Genomic DNA, 20,795 nt, shown 5'->3' with positions numbered 1-20,795 from the left:
TTTGCTTTAACTAAGCAAATTTATTGAGTTGACGCACTATTTCAAAGAGGCACACCCCAGTGGCAACCGAAACATTTAAAGAAGAAACTATTCCTGCCATAGGAATTTTTACCAGAGCATCACAGTTTTCGCGCGTAAGACGACGCATACCTTTACCTTCGTTGCCCATTACTAGAGCTAGACCTGTGTTCGGGAATTGATACTGATAAATATTCTCTTGTGCTTCACCTGCTGTACCTACGATCCACACGCCATAGGTTTGCAGACGTTTTAAAGTACGAGCAAGGTTAGTTACTTTAATTACCGGTAAAACTTCTGAAGCCCCTGAAGAGATTTTTCTTGCTACTGCCGTAAGGCTAGCACTTTTATCTTTAGGAATAATTACTGCGTCTACGCCTGCAGCTTCGGCACTACGTAAACAAGCCCCGAGATTGTGCGGATCGGTAATGCCATCAAGAATTAAGAAAAATGGTTTTTCTTTTTGACTCACAATTTCTTCAATGTGATTTTCACCAAACTCTTCGAGCTTACGTACCAGAGCTATTACCCCCTGATGTACGGCATCTTCGGGAACAAATTGTTCAATTTTTTCTTTACTACTTGGCGTAGCTTTAATATGCAGTTTTTCTAATTGAGCTAAGAGATTCTGTAAACGTTGATCTTGACGTTCGGCAACATACACTACTTCAACAATGGCTTTAGGACGTGCCACTACTAAAGCTTCAATGGCATGGAAACCAAAAATAACTGAAGCTGACATAAAATAAATATCCTTGAAAATCTAAAAATTATTTGCTCATTTAGTATACCTTAAAAGCTAAATAAAGTCATTGACGGAAAAAAATTTAAGCGTATAGTAAAAGCAAGAATATGCCTAAAAAAGGCAATTTTTTCCAATAAAAATTGACCAAGGACAGATTTTTTCAACTTTTAGACGTAATTTCTACTAAAATTTGTTATAATATAAGTATTGAGAGATAAAAATTCTCCTACGATTTATCTAAATGAATTTTTAAACAACCACTTAAACCCGAGCACAGTTGTTCGAAAATCATTGCAAAAATAGAGAATTAAAGTTATGACAAAACATATTAATCCATATATCGAACACGGACAAAAAACTTTAAATATTAAAAAAATGACCGTATCTGTGCCAATCGAAATTTACGAAACAATTCAATCAGAACGTAAACGTCGTATTGACAATAAAATGCGTCATGCTACAGCATCTGAACTTCTATGTGAAGCTTTTGCTCATGCTTTTACCGGTCAACCGTTACCTACTGATGAAGAATTATTCCGTTATGTTTCTAAAGCAAAAGCGGAAAAATATGAGTTATTACGCAAAAAAAATCGTGATGACAATATCAATAGTGCAATGATGGTTGCCGAAAGCTATGTTGGTGTACCTGAGTTCCGTGAACATTTACTCAATATCTTAAAACATGAAATGAGCTCTAATGAGAAAATGATTCATATTTATCGTTTAGTAAATCTTTTACTAACCTATGTAATCTCAGATACTATGTCACCTTATTTACTTCGTAAAGAATCACAAAACTATGTTGAATCAATTGAAAAAGCTAATAAGTATAAAGACTTCTTAGACTTTATCGATTACAACGTACAAAGTGCTAATCTTTATGCTAACTCAGCTCGTGAAGTACAAAAAGTATTACATCAACTCGCTGAGAGAAAAAATAAATAAAATAAAAGACCTAGTCAAAAAATGACTGGGTCTTTTTTTTGTTTTTAATCTTGTTGAGCAAGTTTATATTTAAGGTAAGCAAAGGCATCACGACACATTTGCTCGAGGCCATATTGGGCTTTAAAGCCTAAAACCTGCTCCGATTTATCCGTAGCAGCATAGCTAGTTGGTAAGTCACCAGGACGACGCGGACCATAAACTACTTTAATAGGACGATCTGACTGAGTAATAAAAGCTTCTACTACTTGTTTTACCGAGTAAGGATGACCTGTGCCCAGATTAAAAACTTGGTTATTTTCTTCTGGGTGGTTGTCTAGGTAATGTAAAGCTTTAATATGCCCATGCACTAGATCCATAATATGAATATAGTCACGTTCAGCAGTACCGTCGGCAGTTGGATAATCTGTTCCAAAAATAGTTAATTGCTCTTGTTTGCCAAGGTACACATCGTACAGAGCAGGGAAAATATTAAAAGGACGAGCATATTCTTCGCCAATTTTGCCTGATGGATGTGCTCCGACTGGATTGAAGTAGCGTAAACGTATAGCTCTTAATTTAGAGCTGTTTACCGCATCTTCGAGCATATATTCACAAGTGATTTTACTTTGCCCATAAGGGTTAGCAGCTCGAGAAATTAGAGCATCTTCGCGACATGGAATAGGATTATTACCGTACACCGTAGCTGTCGAACTAAAGATTAAGTCATGCACTTGATATTTTTCCATACAAGCAAGGAGTACCTGGAGCCCGCCCACATTATTTTGATAATATTTGAGAGGGAAGGCAACACTTTCACCTACAGCTTTTAAAGCGGCAAAGTGAATTACTTGATCTATTTGGTATTGCTCAAATACTTGTTCGAGATCCCAAGCCTTAGTTACATCCCCAACTACTATATGGAGATTGGCATTTTCTTGCTCGCTAAGAATACTACGAATATTTTTACTAAAAGTTAGTTTGGCATTATAGAGATTATCAAAAATAATAACCTTATAACCGAGTTGAGCCAGGGTAACACTAGTATGCGAGCCGATATAGCCTAAGCCACCAGTTACCAGAATTGTTTTTTGCATAATTAAGTAAATTAGTTAATTTTGTCTTGATTATAACATATAGCCCAGAGCTTAACTAAAAATGCGCTCAAAGTCCTTGAGGCTCAGAATTTCAATGCGTTGATTTTCTTCAATAGCTTCACGCATATACTCTTGGTTTTGGTTTTCAATATCAAAAACAAAAACTACTTGAGCATGATTAGGATTTTGCACATAAGTAACTTCGAGGCTCTCTAAAGAATCAAGGACTTCTTGATAGCTTAAATAAGGATGACGCCCGATAAAAGAAACGCTATAGTTTTTTAGGTTATCACGGTTAATTAAAACAGGCGTACTTTGGGAAAAAATATCATCCATAAGAGCTTCTAAGCTCGTTTGACTATATTCTTGCTCATAGAGTTTTTTCTTAGCCCCATTAAAAGTATCTAAGAACTCTTGGGCTACAGCCACTTTTTGGGCTTGAACCTTAACCCCAAAAGGATCTTCACTTTCGAGTTTTGCTCGTTTTTGGGCAATTTCTTGCTCTAACTCATCAACTACCCCCAGTTGTTGACGTTTACTTAAGGTTTCTTGATCCTTGTCGTTTAAGGTATTTTGAGCAACCCCAGCATCAAGAAGTTGCCATAAAATTTCTTGGTTCCTTTCTTGACTAAAAGTGTGATAAATTTTCCGTGATAAGTCTTCGGGAACCTTATATTTGACAAACTCTTGAGCAAAGTCTACGGCAGTAGCGTAATTCTCGATATATCTGAACATGGTTTGGGCATTTTTGAAAAAGCGACAAATGCGTACAAGCATAGCTGCGTCATCTAACTCTTTAAAGTTACATGCATATACGGCTTGCCCGAGGCTAAGATCAGCAGTTTCTTGCACTTGTTGAGCAAAAATTGGAGCTATATGGCGCAATTGCGGATGCAGAGCTAAATCCTCAGAGCTAAAGTAGAGAATTTGTTGTACATGCACGAGCTTATAAGCTTTTACCAGTTCGACAAAATCAGCAAGGTTAGCTTGGACTATTGGCAGATTTAAACCTAAATTACTTGCTAAGCGGCTAAGCTTGTCTTTAATTGTTTGATCAAGAGTTTTTGCTGTAACCTTTTCTACTTGGCGATAAGGAGTTGGAGCTTGAGAAGCTATGGCTCCTATAGGTGCCGTACGACGCTTATTGTTAAAGCTAAAATTACTTCCTAGCCCTTGTCCTCGGCTTGGCTCGTGGCTCGCAGAGTTTTGTAAAATAGGAGGCAACTGCTCATAAGGCACACTAGCTTTACGAGCCTTGTCTAGACCGCGACTAAAGTCTATCCGTTGATAGTCATTGCCCGCAAAGGTTACTTGCTGATAAAACTCTATATCCTTGCTTAATTCAGGGCAAAGAAAATCATAGGTAAATTCTGAGCGTTCGGCATTTTCGAAATAGCCTGCATAGCCACGATAGATTTCCGGTTTTAAGAGGTATAAGTACTCTTTTGCACGCGTAATTGCCACATAAAAGAGACGACGTTCTTCTTCGAGCTCTTTATCACTTTCAGATAAAGGACTTGGCATGGTTTTATCACAAAAGTCAGGTAAATACACATGCTTCCATTCGAGCCCTTTTGCCCTATGAATGGTCGAAAGAATTACTCCTTTTGGAGTATTAGGATCCTTGCCAAGGTTAACTTGATCTAAAAAGTTTTGTTGAATAAACTGACGCTGAATATAGAGGTTACGTAACTCAAGATCGGTCAGATTCCCGTGTTGTAAACGTAAAAAGTCAAGTTCGGTAGCTTCAGTTTCTTCGTCATCAAGAATTTGCGGCGTATAGTTAGAAGCTAGATCATAGAGAGCTTGAATATTCTCTAAGCGACTTTCGGCATTATCTTTTTTAGCTTTAAACCAGTTTTCTAAATCAAAAATCCGTGCTGTGTGTTTAATTGTATCTTCAATAGTTGCGGTGAAGGAAAAGTGTCTTACTTCTTCAATACGCTCAATAAACTCTTGCAGGTTTTGTCGAGCGACAGTAATGCTTTTCCAAAGCATCGAAATGTAATCACGGGCAGCAAGGTAATTTGGCAGTCCAAGTTGACGTCCCAGTTCATTAATTTGGCTAATTACCTTAGGTCCTACTTTAGCTACCAGATTTTCTACCAAGTAATTAAAAGATTCATTGGCATTAGGATTATTTACTAAAGTAAGAATATGCATAATAATTTTTACTTCCAGACGATTAAAAAACTCGGCTGAAGTTTTAAATTCGTAAGGAATTTTATGCTGAATTAAATATTGCTCAAAGTTTTGTAAGATTTTATTATTTCGCGCCAGAATTGCCGCATCGGTAAACTCACCATGGCGCAGTAAATCTTGGGCAATAAGTTCACCCTGGATATTATCTTGCCCTTGCACTTCGAGATAACGCACAGGAGTATTCTTGCTACTAGCTTTGGTCGCTTGTAGGACTTTAATATTATCTTCTTTATAGAGATTAATAATATGGTTGGCCATATTAAGAATACTTGGCGAAGAACGATAGTTATACTCAAGTTTATAAACTTGTACGTCCTTGATTTCGCGTTCAAAGCGAAGTAATAGCGTTACATTCGAGCCCCTAAAGCCATAAATAGCCTGGTCATCATCACCAATCATGGCAACGCGATTATACTCAGGATTCTGGAGCAATTTTATCAGCTCATATTGCAGATTATTAATATCCTGACACTCATCGACAATCAGATAGGTAAAGCGTTTTTGTAAGCTTTTTAATACTTGCGGATTGTTTTTGAGGAGCTTGTAAGTTTTTATGAGGTAATCGGTAAAGTCAACAAGGTTATTGTCGATTTTATATCTATGATAGAAATCAAAAACTTTTTTGAAGCTATCATACAGAGAGATATCGCCTGCACTTACACTCTCAGGGTTTTCATCATCAAGTTTAATAGAGGCTTTTTGATAGTCTCTAAAAACTTGGTTAAAAATTTGCATGTTAAATTCATTATCAATAATATAGGTTTCGCGAATAGTATTAATAATGTTTAAAATGCTTCCTGGATTGAGTCCTTGTTTTTCAAAAGTTTCGTTGAGTTTATTTTGTTTTAAAAACTCGCGAATTCGACTTTTGGCAGTTGCTTCTTCAAGATTGGTAAAGTTAGGGCGAATATCATCGTTTAATTTGTCGATATTATTGCGTAAAATACGCCCAAAGAGCGAGTGAAAAGTTCCTATATAGCACTGCCGTAATTGACTTTCATTAAAGTTAGGATTATGTTTTTTGAGTTGCCATAATAAGCGATCGCGCATTTCTTTGGCAGCAGCATTAGTAAAGGTTGTAGCAAAAAAGCTATGTAGGGTAATTTGGTTATTAATAATTAAGTGAGCTATCCGGGCAATAAAAGATGAAGTTTTACCCGTACCTGCCCCCGCTAAAACTAATGCGTTTTCAAGGGGAGACAAGACAAACTTAGCTTGTTGTGGGTTGAGCTGATTAAACATAATTATTCTGAGGTAAAAATACTAATTGGGGTTACTTGTCCAGTAAACTTAAGGGTTTGTTTGCATTTAAGGCAAATGTATTGTCTTTTACCCTTTTGAATATTATTGTGACGAATGATTTTTAATTTATGTTCTTTATTAGCACAGGCACAATGATAGTGATAATAATTTCCTTTTTTAGGCTCAAGATTTTTTAAAGTTTGGCGCAAAGAAGCTTGTTGGCTTTGTAAGCGTTGGCTAATTTGCTCTTCTTGACTAATCTGAAAGGTAGCCTTGCCCGTACTGCCGAGCATTTGGGCTAAGATCTGAAAGACTAGATCATGTCCTGAGGCATATTTACGCGGAATTATTTTTTCTCGATAGAGATAATGTTGCACTACATGCGCCATTTCATGGGGTACTACATCATCAAGATATCTTTGTTGTTCAAGAATTATGGTAAAGATATGAAAAGATAAAGTGTGATCCCCTGGGCAAAACCAACCTACCGAACGCGTATGGTGTTTATGGAATTCGATTTTAGGAAAAGTAAATTCTTGCCTAAAGGCAAACAAGTCTAAAGCTAAATTATAGACTTCGAGACATTTTTTAATTACTTTTTGTTGCCAGTGGGCAACATGCACCCCTTGATCTTTGACAGGATATTCTTGTAAAAGCTTAACTAAAACTACCTCTTTATTACGCCAAGGCTTGGTCGGGGGATTAAGCTTGCGTTCACAAGCTTGGCGCACAAAGGTAGCAAACTTTTGACTGACCTTTTGGGCGTTAGTTAGCCATTTTTGCATTTGCGGAGTAAAGTTCTCAGTTGACATTTTCTTTCTAATTGTTAATTGTTCGCAATCAAAGCCATTTTTGTCTCTTTACAACAAAAATCTGCTTGCCAATTGCTTGGCACTGTGTAAATATTGTTATAATGATTTTAAATCATCTTTACATAAAGTAATTGATGAGAAGATAAATTTATTATTAGAGTGGATATAACCTGGGCCTGTGCTTAGGTTATTTTTTTGGTAAAAAATAAAGAGGCCTTAGCCTCTTTATTTTACTTTATTTTGCATGATTTTTTAAATCATTATTAATAGCTTGCAGTGAAGCTTTAGCATCACCAAAACACATAGATGCATTTTCGCGATAGAATAATGGGTTAGGTACGCCAGCATAGCCCGAAGCCATAGAACGTTTAAACACTACTACATGTCCAGCTTCCCAAACTCTTAATACAGGCATGCCTGCAATAGGTGAGTTAGGATCAGTTGCTGCTGCAGGGTTAACTGTATCATTAGCTCCGATTACTAATACTACATCTGTATCGGCAAAATCATCGTTAATTTCATCCATGCCTAGAACTATATCGTAATCTACATTAGCTTCGGCAAGGAGAACGTTCATGTGTCCTGGTAAACGTCCAGCTACTGGGTGAATCGCAAAACGAACATTTTTTCCTTGAGCTTTAAGTATATCTACAAGCTCTGAAACAGGATATTGCGCTTGAGATACAGCCAGACCATAGCCAGGAGCAATAATAATGTTATTCGCGTTTTCGAGCAGAGCTGCTACATCACTTGGTGTAGATTCAACTACAGTACCTTCAGGCTCAGCACTAGCTTCAACCTTAGTAAAGTCACCTGCAAGGATATTAAAGAGGCTACGGTTCATAGCTTTACACATAATGTAAGAAAGAATAGAACCAGAAGCTCCAATTAACGCCCCTGTGATAATAAGGATTTTACTATTGAGTAAGAAACCAGCTGCCGCTGTTGACCAACCTGAGTAAGAGTTAAGTAAAGCAATTACTACTGGCATATCTGCTGCCCCAATTGAACCTACCACATGATAAGCGAGGAATGCAGTTAGCACTAGAAGTAAGAAAATGAAAAACAGGTTGTTAAGTTGGAAGTACCAAATAGAAACAGCTAAAAGAAGAATAATTAAAGCCGCTGTAGCTAAATGTGGACGACTAAAGTGAACACGATAAAGCTTAATACCAGATAATTTAGCATAAGCTACCATAGAACCCACAAAAGTAAAGAGACCTATAATAATACTTAAGGCAACTAAAACCGAGTTAATGTTTTGGAAAACCACTAGCTCGCTTGGATCTACAAGCTCGAGAGGAGCCTTAAATTTATAAGAATTTACAGCAATAATCGTTGCTAGTAATCCTGACAGCGAGTTTAAGAGAGCTACTAATTGTGGAATCTCGGTCATAGCTACAGTTTTTGCTCGCCATAAGCCTACCACAAATGAAGAAGCTAAAGCTAGTAACACTAGCACTAGCCACCAAGACCAACCCCCTTCAATTAAAGCCGTTACCACAACTAAACCTATACCTACAGCCCCAAGGAGATTACCTAAGAAAGCTGTTTTATGCTGCGATAAACGTACAATACTTAAAATAATTAAGAAGGCTGCCAGAATATACATGGCTAAAGGATTAAAGGGCATTAAAAAGCCAATTATTAGAGCAATAGTGGCAATAAAGTAAATAGAAGTCTTTGTCATTTTATTTACCACCTTGATCTTTGTCTTTTTTAATAAACATACTTAGCATACGATGAGTTACAGCAAAGCCTCCAAAAATATTTAAGCCCCCGAGGAATACCCCAATAAGAGCTAGAAGTTTAGCTAATACCCCAAACTCTACACTACTCACTTGATAGATAGCCCCGATTACCACAATTCCCGAAAGGGCGTTAGTAAGCGACATAAGTGGCGTATGGAGAGCACTATGTACATTCCAGATTAGGAAATAACCTAGAACACTTGCTAACATAAAGATATTTAAGTCGGCAACAAAGCTTGCTGGTAAGAAAGAAGTTAAGTAGAGATATACTAAAAATGCCAGAGCTAAGCCTACCGTTTGCCAGATTAGTTTACGAGCTAAAGTTTTTGCATCAACTTGCGGTTTAGCAGGAGCTGCTTTGGCTGTTTCTTTTGGAGCAGCCGAAACACTAATTGGCGGTGGTGGATATAAAAGACTAGCTTGACCTTTTTCACCATCAGTTAAGGTCACAAGCATATTACGTACAATTACATCACTTTGCTCGAGCTGATATTGTCCATTTTTCTCTGGCGTAATTAAGCTAAGAAGGTTCACAAGGTTATTAGCATAAAGCTCAGAAGCTTGATTACCTAATAGCGATTGGTAGTTAGTGTAACCTACTACTTTAACGCCATTATCCGTAGTAACTACTTGCCCTGCTTGGGTATAAGCACAGTTACCACCAGTAGCCGCAGCTATGTCAATAATTACCGAACCAGGTTTCATGCTATCAACCATTTCTTTGGTAATTAGCAATGGAGCCTTGCGTCCAGGAATAGCAGCAGTAGTTATAATGATATCTACTTCTTTTGCCTGAGCAGCATAGAGTTCGGCTGATTTACGATCAAACTCTTCTGAAGTACTACGCGTATAACCGTCATTAGTTTTTTGTTGTTCTATATGGCCTATAGTTAAGAACTGAGCCCCCATAGATTCAACTTGTTCTTTTACTTCAGGACGAGCATCAAAAGCACGTACTATCGCCCCAAGGTTTTTTGCTGTCCCTATGGCAGCTAGACCAGCTACTCCAGCCCCAATTACTAATACTTTGGCAGGAGCAATTTTACCTGCAGCCGTAATTTGTCCATTTAAAAAACGACCAAACTGAGCCGCTGCTTCAACAACCGCTCGGTAACCAGCAATATTAGCTAAAGATGAGAGGGCGTCCATGGCTTGGGCACGAGAAATACGTGGCACCATGTCCATAGCTAAACTTGTAATATTTTTTTCTTGTAGTGCAGTTACAAGCTCAGTGTTTTGCGCTGGATAAAGAAAACTAATTACTGTAGCTCCCTCTTTTAACAGAGCTACTTCATCTCGCTCTAAAGGATTAACCGCTAATAAAATATCAGCTTGATAAACTTGTTCGCGAGGAACTACAGTAGCACCAGCCTCAATGTACATTTGGTCAGGATAAGTAGAAGCTTGACCAGCTTCGCTCTCAATCACTACTTGGTAACCTAATTTTTTTAATTTACTTACACTAGTAGGAGTTAGAGCGACTCTTTTTTCGTTGGCTTGTATTTCTTTACGAACACCAATTTGCATAGAAAAGAATCCTTAAGATCTAACTTAATGAGTAAAGATAAAAAAGTACCTAATATAGGTATTTGATTATTATAAAATGAGCCAGAGAAAAAGTTAAAAATTTTCTTCAGTTTTGTGACTTTTGACCAATTTTAGGCTAGTTTTTTACTTTTGCCCTAAGAGCGAGTAAAAATGTTAGGAAAACTGTCAAATGTTAGTAAATTTTGTAATTTATTGTATTTTAATCTTGCAAATGATAGACTTTGCCAAAGGAATAGGTAGAAAAAGGTAAGGGATTGATTATTTTATTGAAGCAGAGAAGAAGTGAAGCAAGGAGAAGGGAAAAAGCAGGGGGCAAGAGGGAAGTATTTTTTTAAAAAGGCATAAATATGGCAATAAAAAAGGGGATGAAAATCTTTTCATCCCACAGTGGTTACTTATGTTTGATTTGGCTTGTCTTCAATATGAAGAAGGTATTCTTTTCTAAGCTAAACTTAGAAAGGAAAATACGGTTCTTTTATTAGGAGCCAGACCTAATAAGTCGAATTCTGTTTTCTTTTCTAATCTCTATATAAATATAGTACCAAAGAAAAAGCGTTTTGTATAGAGGGAAAACAAATATTTTTTTAGGCAAAAATCGCAAATTTGCTTAAGAGTAAGCGTAAATTTTATTCTCTTGCTTAACTTAAACTGATGATTTTTATTGAGAAAAAAGAAAAGTAAAGGGCTGAAAAAAGGTAAAATTGGCCATAAATAGCCCACAAAAAAAATTTACATTTTTTTAGCCGTAATTGCAAATGTTAGTAAAGTTGATAAATCATACTATCAAATGAAAGGAGAAATATAGCCATTTGCCTATATAGAACTTAATTTTTTAGCAAAATTTTAATAAAAATATTAATAAAAAATTAATTAAGCAAAAAAATAGCCATTAAATAAGCTAAAAATAGAAATTATTAAGTAAAAACAGCAATTAACTCAGTCAAAAATAGCAATTAACTAAGCTAAAAATAGACAATAATTAAGTAAAAAACAGAAATTAATTAAGCAAGAACGGAAATATTTAAGTAAAAAGCACAAATTAACTAAGCAAAAAATCTCCCCCTAAAAAAAATAAGTTAAGCAAAAATTATCCCCCAAAAATATCTAACATTCAATTCTTGGTTAATTAGCTAAATAAGCGATTTTTTGCGTAAAAAAAGAGAGGCCTAGTGCCCCTCTTTTTTATTTGCTTATTCAGCGGTGAAGTACATGTTAAATACACGACGAGTATTATTATCTACTACAAGACCTTGTAAGTTTTTCACTGTAGCATAAGAATCTAACGGTGAGAAAATTGGCACAGCTGGAGCTTCACGAATGAGAATATCGTTCATTTTTTGGTAAATAGCAAATCTTTGTTCTACAGTTTTAGTGTGGAACAGATCTTGCCATAATTTATCATATTCTGGTGAATTGAATTTACTGCGGTTAATTGGGTTGTCACTTGTCCAAATACCGTAGAACGTAGATGGTTCATAGTAGTCTGCACCCCAACCTGAACGATAGAAAGTATAAACATCGCGTTGACGGTTAGATAAGAAAGTAGACCATTCAGCATTGGTTAGCGTAGTTTGTACCGCATTACCAAACGCTTGTCTTAATTGCGCTTGAATTGCAATTGAAGACATTTTATACATTTCATTGGTATTGTACGCTATCTCAAATTTTAATGGGTTTTTTGCATTATAACCAGCTTGAGCTAAGAGTTCTCTTGCTTCTTTTAAGCGTTGTTCATATGGTTGATCAAAATAAGGTGCTTGTTTTAAGTTATCAGCCACCCCAGGTAAAGCTTTTGAAGCATATACTGAAGTTGCTTGCACACTATTACGGAACACTTTATTTTGCAGATCTTGGGTATTAATTGCTAATAAAACAGCCCTTCTTACTCTTAGATCATCAAATGGTGGTCTACTTAAGCTAAAGCCATACCAAATTGTATATGAACCTGGTGCTTCTAAGATTTTATAGTTGTTATCTTTTTCGAGCGAAGTACGAATTGCTGGCGTACTTAGCTTAAAGGCATGTAAATCACCTGCTTGTAAACGTTTATAAGCATCATTAGCATTACGGATGATCATAAAGTTAGCTTCGGTGATCACTGTATTTTTTGCATTCCAGTATTTTTCATTTTTAACGATTACGTATTTTTCATTAGGTACGGCTGTTTTTAATAGGTAAGGTCCATTGGTCACATAGTTATCAAAGTTTGGCCAAGTCCCCGCTTTAACTAAGTGTGTAGGTACTGGAGCTAAGACAATACGCGTGGTCGCGTCTAAGAACCAAGGCACTGGAGTTTCTAAAGTTACTTCAAGAGTATAATCATCTACTGCTCTTACCCCAAGTTGGCTTTTATCTACTTTACCTTCGATAATAGCACGAGCATTTTTAACACCGAGGTCACCTAAGTAAAATGAATACTCAGAAGCAGTTTTTGGGTCTACTAAACGTTGCCATGAGGTAACAAAGTCATGTGCCGTTACCGCTACGCCATCAGACCAGGTTGCATTACGCTGTAATTTAAATGTCCATACTGTAAAGTCATCTGAGTGGCTCCAAGATTGAGCGATACCTGCTGTTAGATTACCATGTTCATCATAGGTAGTGAGAAGATCAAAAAGATTTGAAGTAAGTTGTGAACCGATAGTATCGGTAATTAAGTTTGGGTCGAGTGTTGGTGGGTTATCTGCTAATTCAATATAGAGAACTTGTTTATCGGCAAGTTTAGTGCCTTGCGGTACATTTGCTGCAAATGAATTTTGCGTTGCTAGCATACTAGCTGCCACCAAAGTCAAGCTTAACCCTTTACAAAACCATTTAATCATAAATTGTCCTTTTCTTGATTATTATATTTATCTTTATCACAGCTCTAGAAGTATGATTTAAAACCATATTTTTAAAGCAAAAAAAATAAAGGGTATAAATTTATCTTAGCAGAAAAATTGTCCCGTCAAGAAAAAATTTAACAAAAAATGATCTTTTTTTGTACTTTTTGTGAGCAGTTGAACAAAATTTAGGCAATTTAAAGCAAAAAAAAAGAAGCCGAAGCTTCTTTTTTTTTAATTATTAATCAGCAGTGAAATACATGTTAAATAGACGACGTGTATTATCATCTACCACTAAACCATAAAGATTTTTCACAGTAGCATATGAATCTACTGGTGAGTAGATAGGCACAGCAGCTGCTTGATCAGCAAGAATATCATTCATTTGCTGATAGAGAGCAAATCTTTGTTCGTTAGTTTCAGTACTAAAGAGATCACGCCAGAGTTTATCATATTCTGCCGAATTAAATTTACTATCGTTAAGTGGGTTGTTTGATGTCCAGATACCATAGAACGTAGATGGTTCATAGTAGTCTGCACCCCAACCTGAACGGTAGAAACTATATACACCAGCTTGACGGTTAGATAAGAAAGTAGCCCATTCGGTATTAGTTAAAGTCGTTTGTACGGCACTACCAAATACTTGTCTTAATTGTCCTTGAATAGCAATCGCTGACATTTTATACAGCTCATTGGTATTGTAGGCAATTTCAAATTTTAATGGATTACTTGCTGAATAACCAGCTTCTTCAAGTAATTTTTTCGCTTCGGCAACACGTTGTTCATAAGGTTGCTCAAAGTAAGCTGCTTGTTTTAAGTTTTCTTTAACTCCTGGTAAAGCACTAGAAGCATACACTGAAGTTGCTTGTACGGTATTACGGAATACTTTATTTTGTAAATCTAAAGTATTAACCGCGTACAGAATAGCTTTTCTAGTATTTAGATCATTAAATGGTGGTTTGTGATGGCTAAAAGAGAACCACACGGTATATGAACCTGGAGCTTCAAGTACTTTAAAGTGAGTATTACCTAAGAGAGCTTGACGTAAAGCTGGAGTTGTTAATTTAAAGGCATGAAGGTCACCAGCTTGTAAACGTTTGTAAGCATCATTTGCATTACGGATTACAAGGAAGTTAGCTTCAGTTAATACGGTTTTGTCAGCATTCCAGTAAGCATCATTTTTAACTAGAGTGTATTTTTCATTTGGCACTGATTGTTTTAAGGTATAAGGACCATTTACAACATAATTTGAGAAGTTAGGCCATTTACCTTCTTTAATAAGATGCGTAGGTACTGGAGATAATACAATTAGAGAAGTAGCTTCAAGGAACCATGGTACAGGTGACTCTAAAGTAACTTCTAAAGTATAGTCATCAAGAGCTTTAACCCCTAATTGACTTTTATCTAATTTACCTTCACTGATTTCTTTAGCATTTAAAACGCCTAGGTCACCTAAGTAGTAAGAATACTCAGATGCTGTTTGTGGATCAACTAAACGTTCCCATGAAGTAACAAAGTCTTGTGCTGTAACAGGAGTACCGTCAGACCATTTAGCTTGTGGACGTAATTTAAATGTCCAAACTTTAAAATCAGGAGTATGAGTCCAAGATTCAGCAGCACCTGGGATTAATTTACCATACTCATCATAAGTGGTTAATTGATCGAAAAGGTTCGACGCAATTTGTAAACCAATATTTTCGTTAATTAAGTTTGGATCTAGTGAAGCTGGGTTATCTGAAAGCTCAATATTTAGAACTTGTTTTTCAGCTAGTTTTGTTCCTTGAGGAACATTAGCTGCCATTGAATTATTTGCTACAAGTAAACTGGTAGCAAGCAAGGTTAAACCTAACCCTTTACAAAACCATTTAGCCATAATTAGTTCTCTCTTATTTTGATTTATAACTCAGTGTATTTGTCTATATTAACAGAAAAAAGTTCAAATGGAAATGTAAAAAACTTAAAATTTAGTTCTTCCCTGAGTTATTTTGGCTATTCGGCTGTATAGTAAACGTGCACTAAACGACGCGTTATGTTATCGAGAACTAAGCCTTGCAGATTTTTAACTGTTGCCCAAGAGTCGAGAGATACATATAAAGGTACAGCAGCTGCTTGATCTATAAGCAGATCATTTAAGCGTTGGTAAAGAGCAAATCTTTGTTCAAGATTTTGGCTAGCATAAAGATCTTGCCAAAGTTGGTCATATTCTGGTGAATTAAATTTACTATCGTTTAAAGGATTATATGAAGTCCAGTTAGCATAAAAGGTTGAAGGTTCATAATATGCTGGTGACCAACCCGAACGATAGAAAGCATATTCTCCACTACGACGATTAGCTAAAAAAGTTGCCCATTCGGCATTGGTTAAAGTCGTTTGTATGGTATTACCAAATACTTGTTTTAATTGAGCTTGAATCGCTATGGCAGCTAATTTATGGTTTTCGTTAGTGTTATAAGCTATCTCAAACTTTAATGGATTAGAGCTTGAGTAACCAGCTTGAGCTAAAAGTTGTTTAGCTTCTTCAACTCTTTGGCTATACGGTTGATTAAAATAAGGAGCTTCTTTTAAGTACTCAGTTACCCCAGGAAGAGGTGGAGAAGCAAAAATCGAAGTTGCTTGCACACTATCACGAAAAACTTTAGTTTGTAAATCTTGGGTATTAATTGCTAGTAAAATAGCTCTTCTTGCATCGCGATTATCAAATGGAGCTTGGTTATTACGGAAAGCAAACCAAGTGGTATATGAACCTGGAGCTTCATGCACTTTAAAGTTATCATTTTTCAGCAGAGCTTGACGTAAACTTGGCGTACTTAGACGAAATGCGTCGAGGTCACCAGCTTGTAAACGTTTATAAGCATCATTGGCATTACGAATAATCACAAAGTTTGCTTCAGTAAGGACAGTATTTTTAGCATCCCAATATTGCTCATTTTTACGAAGGGTATATTTTTCATTAGGTACTGCTTGAGCTAAAGTAAATGGTCCATTTACCACGTAGTTAGAGAAATCAGGCCATTTGCCAGCTTGTACTAAATGCGTAGGTACTGGCGATACTATAACTAAGGCTGTTGCCTCTAAAAACCAAGGAGTTGGAGTTGATAGAGTCACCTCAAAGGTTAAATCATCTACTGCTCTCACCCCGAGGAGGTTTTTATCAAGTTTACCTTCGCTAATATCTTTGGCATTTAACACGCCAAGGTTACCTAAGTAAAACGAATATTGCGAAGCTGTTTCAGGATCAACTAATCTTTGCCAAGAGGTTACAAAATCTTGGGCAGTTACAGGAGTACCGTCTGACCACTTTGCATCAGGACGGAGCTTAAATGTCCAAGTTTTAAAATCTTCACTATGACTCCAAGATTGAGCAGCTCCCGCAACTATCTTACCATTTTCATCATAGGTAGTTAATGGATCAAATAAGTTAGTAGCAATTTGGAAACCAATAATTTCGGTAATTTTATTTGGATCTAAAGTACCTGGGTTATCACCAAGCTCAATATTTAATACTTGTTTTTGAGCTAGTATTGTTCCTTCAGGTACATTAGCTGCTTGAGTATAAGTGGTGCTAGTTAAAAGGCTAGTAGCTAAGAGTGTATAGCTTAAACCGCGACAAAATAATTTAATCATAATCTAATCTCTGCTGGGGAATAAAAGGAAATACCTAAGAATATTTTTTATTTTATTTTTCATTAGTGTATTTATTTATATATTAGCATAATTTTCCAAATAGATGCCAATATATAAAAAGAATATTTTTCCTTTTTCCTTTTTTTCTCGATTTGCAGGGATTTTTTTGTTGCGATTTTTTTTGCTCCAAGAGAAAAAGTTACAAATTATATTCTTTGCTTCAAGAGAAAAAACTCCAAATTATATTTTTTGCCATAAAAAAAGACCCTCAGCGAGGATCTTTTTTTACTACTATTTAGCAGTGAGGTACATGTTATATACACGACGCATAGTATCATCGTTAATATAACCGTAGAGGTTGTTAACCGTTAGAGAAACATTTAGCGAACTAAATAATGGTACCCCTGCTGCATCTTGGTTAAGCAGGTTGTTCATTTTTTGGTAGAGAGCTAAACGTTCTTCTGCAGTTTTAGTATTGAATAAGTCTTTAAAGAGTTGATCATACTCAGGAGAGTTATATCCTGCAGTATTCATTGGGCTGTTTGAAGTCCAGATACTATAGAAAGTAGAAGGGTCATAGTAGTCAGCATTCCAACCCATACGGAAGAATGGGTAGTCACCATTTTGGCTTTCCACTAAGAAAGTAGCCCATTCACGGTTGTTAATTGTAGTATTAACTAGATTACCTAACGCACTTTTTAGTTGCGATTGAATCATGATTGCCACAAGTTTGTGGTTATCAGAAGTATTATAGTTAATTGAGAAGGTTAATGGGTTGCTTGCACTATAACCAGCTTCAGCTAATAATTTTTTCGCTTCAGCAACACGATCTGCATAATCTTCATCAAAGTATGCTGATTGCGTTAAAGTATTTGCCCCAGGCATAGCAGGAGACATCCATAATGAAGTAGGAGTTACGTTATTACGGAATACTTTTTCAGCCATTTCTTTGTTATTAATTACTAATAAAATCGCTTTACGAGCACGAATGTCGTTAAATGGCGCTGTTTTGTGGTTAAATTTATAGAAGTTTAAGCTTGCACCAGGTGAAACTAAAACTTTATATTTGCCTGAGTTGTCTTTTTGCAGTTGAGATTTTAATTGCGCATTTTCAACGGCAAAAGCATCTAGATCCCCAGCTTGGAAACGTTTATAAGCATCATTAGCACTACGTACTACGTTAAAAGTAGCTTCAGTAATAATGGTTTTATCCGCGCTGTGATAGTTTTCATTTTTCTTGATTACGTATTTTTCGTTTGGCATAGCAAAGTCTAATACGTATGGACCATTAGATACAAGGTTTTTAAAGTCAGGCCATTTACCTTCTTTAAATAGTTTGGTTGGAATAGGAGCAAGGTTGGCAATTGGAGTTGCTTCTAAGAACCATGGTACAGGCGTAGTTAAAGTAACTTGTAAAGTATAGTCATCTAAAGCTTTTACCCCTAATGAACTTAGTGGAGCTTTACCTGCAGAAATAGCTGCTGCATTTTCTACCCCTAGGTCATCAAGATAGAATGAATATTCTGAAGCTGTTTCTGGATCTACTAAACGTTGCCAAGAAGTTACATAGTCATGAGCAGTAACTGGGGTACCGTCAGACCATTTAGCATCTTGACGTAATTTGAAAGTCCACACTTTATTATCTTCTGAGTGAGTCCATGACTCAGCACCAGCTGCTACTAGTTTACCTTCAGCATTATAAGTAGTGAGACCTTCAAAAAGGTTACTTGAAATATCTGAACCTATAGTTTCACTTAAAAGAGTAGGGTCGATAGATTTTGGGTTATCCCCAATTTGTAATTGTAAAGTTTGTTTTGCTGCAAGTTGGGTTCCTGCTGGAACTTCTGCAGCCATAGCGTTACCTAGCATGGCCATACAACTAGCCACAAGGGTCATTTTTAGTAATTTTTTCATAGGTTATCCTTTTGTATAAAGAAAAAAATCGTCCTCTTTGATCTTAGCAAAGAAAAAGAAAAAAGTGTTGAATATTTTTCTTGCTTTCTAGGTAAGCGTTTGTTTTTTATGTACAAAAAAAAGATACCTATTGCTAGATCTCAAGTAAATTTGTAAGTTATTTCGTTATTGAAGTCCAAATCCTATAGAAAGTAGGGGGGTATAGTCAGCATCCTCCTCCATACGATAGAAACTATGCACCACTTTGACGTTCAGTTAAGAAAGTAGACTATTAACGGTTGTTGATTTTAATATCAATCATGTTGAATTGAGCTTGTAACACAATTGCCACTAACTTATTAGTATCTGAAGTATTGTAGTTAATGGAAAATCTTGCACTAAAAAATGCTCGGCTCTTTATAAAAACGAGGCAAATAAAAAATCTCTAAATTTCAAGCTAAAACGTATAAAGGTCAAGAATTAATTCTTGACCTTTAAATAAACAAATTAGGTATAAATAGTAAATTAACGACGTTTTGGTTTAGTGTCGTTTGTATCAGTGTTACCTTTTCCTTGCCAATTAAAATCTTGTTCAGCTTGGCTACGAATAGAATTCGCTTTTTTCTTATCAGCTGCACAAAGGATGAGCGGAATCGGATAAAGAGCACAAACTAGACTTAAATAAGAGCTTTGAGCAAGGTTAGCTAAAAATCCTTCTTCAGCTAAAGAAGCATTAAAGTAAACCCAGATGCCTAATAAAGAAATTAGGTAAACAACAGCAAGTAAGGAAGAAAAACTTGTTGTATTTAGACGTCTGGCTACAGCAGCTGTACTAGGAAGAACAAATGCTACTAAAAATACGAGGTAAAGGAGATTAAGATAAACTAATGCTCCGAGAGGACTAAACATTTGGCTAGCAAAAGTTACTAGATCACCTTTAACAAGGTTTAAAACAATACTCAGAATAAAAGGCACGAGCATATAACGCCAAAATGGTGTTAAGGTTTCTTTGCCTTTGTAGTTAAAGTAGTAGTTTCTACTATGATGTAGTTTATAGTTTTGCCCAAATGGCAAATTCTCTGGAAAATCTAAATTTGACATAAGCAAGAGATATTAATTTTACTGCGTCTATAATAACAAAAAAAGATAGAATAAGCCGAGTTATTCTATCTTTTTTTAGACTTTTTCTCTTAGTATTTATAAAGAGGTTCAGCGCTATATGGGTTATCTGTGTTACGTGAAGGTTGCGTAAATAACACTAGAGTTAAAACTGTATAACAGATAGCTGCCGAAGCATCAAATATTGGTAAAGCAGAAAGAACTGCTAATGCGACAAAGAGAATAGTAAAGCGTGGGGAAAAGCCTATATCTCTTAAACGACGAGCATATAAACCTAAACTTGCGAGGATCCAAATTATAAAGTCTACTAAGCCAATGAGGTAGTAAATTGAAACTAATAAGTAGTAACCAAAGCCTAATTCTTTTGTTGTGCCAAACACAGAGACATAAGAAGGATAGCTTGCTTCAATAATTACATCTACGACAAATTGCAGTAGGGAAAGAACAATTGAAACTACAAATAAGAAGAGGAGGTAAAACCAAAACTCACGACGTTTTTCAGTAGCGTTAAAAGTAAGGAGATTACAGGTATCTGTTTTAATGATCTCTTTTAACGTAGGCTTGTCCGCAGAGGTATAAGGTTTTGCTTTAGTAAATCCTTCGACCTTGTCTTTGAGGTTATCAACTTGATCTTGAGCCTTGTCTTTTAAGTCTTCTGCCTTATCTTTAAGGTCATCAACTTTATCTTCAGCCTTGTCTTTTAAGTCTGCAGCCTTGTCTTTAAGGTTATCAACTTTATCTTGGGCTTTGTCTTTTAAGTTTTCTGCCTTGTCTTTAAGGTTATCAACTTTATCTTCAGCCTTGTCTTTTAAGTCTTCTACCTTATCTTTAAGGTTATCAACTTTATCTTCAACTTTATCTTTTAAGTCGTCTACCTTGTCTTTAAGGTTGTCAACTTTATCTTCAGCTTTATCTTTTAAGTCTTCAACCTTGTCTTTAAGATTATCAACTTTATCTTCAGCTTTATCTTTTAAGTTTTCTACCTTGTCTTTAAGGTTATC

General features: G+C 36.0%; 12 protein-coding genes and 1 pseudogene. 1 reads left to right on the top strand and 12 read right to left on the bottom strand.

Annotation, left to right across the window (positions count from 1 at the left end):
- Window positions 1-10: 10 nt before the first annotated feature.
- Window positions 11-760, bottom strand: a complete 750-nt coding sequence (rlmB, locus tag CJP74_RS03745; RefSeq protein ID WP_119496925.1) for a 23S rRNA (guanosine(2251)-2'-O)-methyltransferase RlmB — start codon at window positions 758-760, stop codon at window positions 11-13.
- A 318-nt stretch (window positions 761-1,078) separates the two neighbouring features.
- On the opposite strand from rlmB, the pseudogene CJP74_RS08230 reads away from it, so the two are divergent.
- Window positions 1,079-1,303 (top strand): annotated as a pseudogene (locus CJP74_RS08230) (met regulon transcriptional regulator MetJ); the annotation flags it as partial.
- A 449-nt stretch (window positions 1,304-1,752) separates the two neighbouring features.
- On the opposite strand, the gene galE reads toward CJP74_RS08230, so the two are convergent.
- From galE to CJP74_RS03685, 11 genes are all read right to left on the bottom strand, one after another.
- Window positions 1,753-2,781 carry a UDP-glucose 4-epimerase GalE gene (gene galE, locus CJP74_RS03735; protein WP_119496923.1) on the bottom strand — a complete coding sequence of 343 codons (1,029 nt, stop codon included), beginning with the start codon at window positions 2,779-2,781 and terminating at the stop codon, window positions 1,753-1,755.
- Window positions 2,782-2,832: 51 nt separating this feature from the next.
- A complete protein-coding gene (locus CJP74_RS03730; protein WP_119496922.1) occupies window positions 2,833-6,225 on the bottom strand; it encodes an ATP-dependent helicase in 3,393 nt (1,130 codons plus the stop codon).
- A gap of 2 nt (window positions 6,226-6,227) precedes the next feature.
- Window positions 6,228-7,037, bottom strand: a complete 810-nt coding sequence (locus CJP74_RS03725) for a SprT family zinc-dependent metalloprotease (RefSeq protein WP_119496921.1) — start codon at window positions 7,035-7,037, stop codon at window positions 6,228-6,230.
- Window positions 7,038-7,272: 235 nt separating this feature from the next.
- Window positions 7,273-8,670, bottom strand: a complete 1,398-nt coding sequence (locus CJP74_RS03720) for an NAD(P)(+) transhydrogenase (Re/Si-specific) subunit beta (protein WP_119496947.1) — start codon at window positions 8,668-8,670, stop codon at window positions 7,273-7,275.
- 58 nt (window positions 8,671-8,728) lie between these two features.
- Window positions 8,729-10,315, bottom strand: a complete 1,587-nt coding sequence (locus CJP74_RS03715) for a Re/Si-specific NAD(P)(+) transhydrogenase subunit alpha (protein ID WP_119496920.1) — start codon at window positions 10,313-10,315, stop codon at window positions 8,729-8,731.
- Window positions 10,316-11,526: 1,211 nt separating this feature from the next.
- The gene (locus CJP74_RS03710) at window positions 11,527-13,158 is read right to left on the bottom strand and encodes a peptide ABC transporter substrate-binding protein (protein WP_119496919.1); all 1,632 of its coding nucleotides are present in this window, start codon (window positions 13,156-13,158) and stop codon (window positions 11,527-11,529) included.
- 241 nt (window positions 13,159-13,399) lie between these two features.
- The gene (locus CJP74_RS03705; RefSeq protein WP_119496918.1) at window positions 13,400-15,031 is read right to left on the bottom strand and encodes a peptide ABC transporter substrate-binding protein; all 1,632 of its coding nucleotides are present in this window, start codon (window positions 15,029-15,031) and stop codon (window positions 13,400-13,402) included.
- 116 nt (window positions 15,032-15,147) lie between these two features.
- On the bottom strand, window positions 15,148-16,782 hold the full coding sequence (locus CJP74_RS03700; RefSeq protein WP_119496917.1) for a peptide ABC transporter substrate-binding protein: 1,635 nt from the start codon (window positions 16,780-16,782) through the stop codon (window positions 15,148-15,150).
- Between the two features lie 291 nt (window positions 16,783-17,073).
- Window positions 17,074-18,696 carry a peptide ABC transporter substrate-binding protein gene (locus CJP74_RS03695; protein WP_119496916.1) on the bottom strand — a complete coding sequence of 541 codons (1,623 nt, stop codon included), beginning with the start codon at window positions 18,694-18,696 and terminating at the stop codon, window positions 17,074-17,076.
- A gap of 504 nt (window positions 18,697-19,200) precedes the next feature.
- Entirely contained in the window at window positions 19,201-19,776 is a 576-nt protein-coding gene (locus CJP74_RS03690; protein ID WP_119496915.1) for a DUF805 domain-containing protein, read from the bottom strand.
- A gap of 89 nt (window positions 19,777-19,865) precedes the next feature.
- Window positions 19,866-20,795, bottom strand: a 930-nt coding sequence (locus tag CJP74_RS03685) for a DUF805 domain-containing protein (RefSeq protein ID WP_119496914.1), incomplete at its 5' end; no start/stop codon positions are given.

Origin of the sequence: Psittacicella melopsittaci, from assembly GCF_003585925.1 — a bacterium.
Taxonomy (GTDB): Bacteria; Pseudomonadota; Gammaproteobacteria; order Enterobacterales; family Psittacicellaceae; genus Psittacicella; species Psittacicella melopsittaci.
Note: the sequence above shows the minus strand (reverse complement) of the source record. Positions and strands in the feature narration are given on the sequence as shown.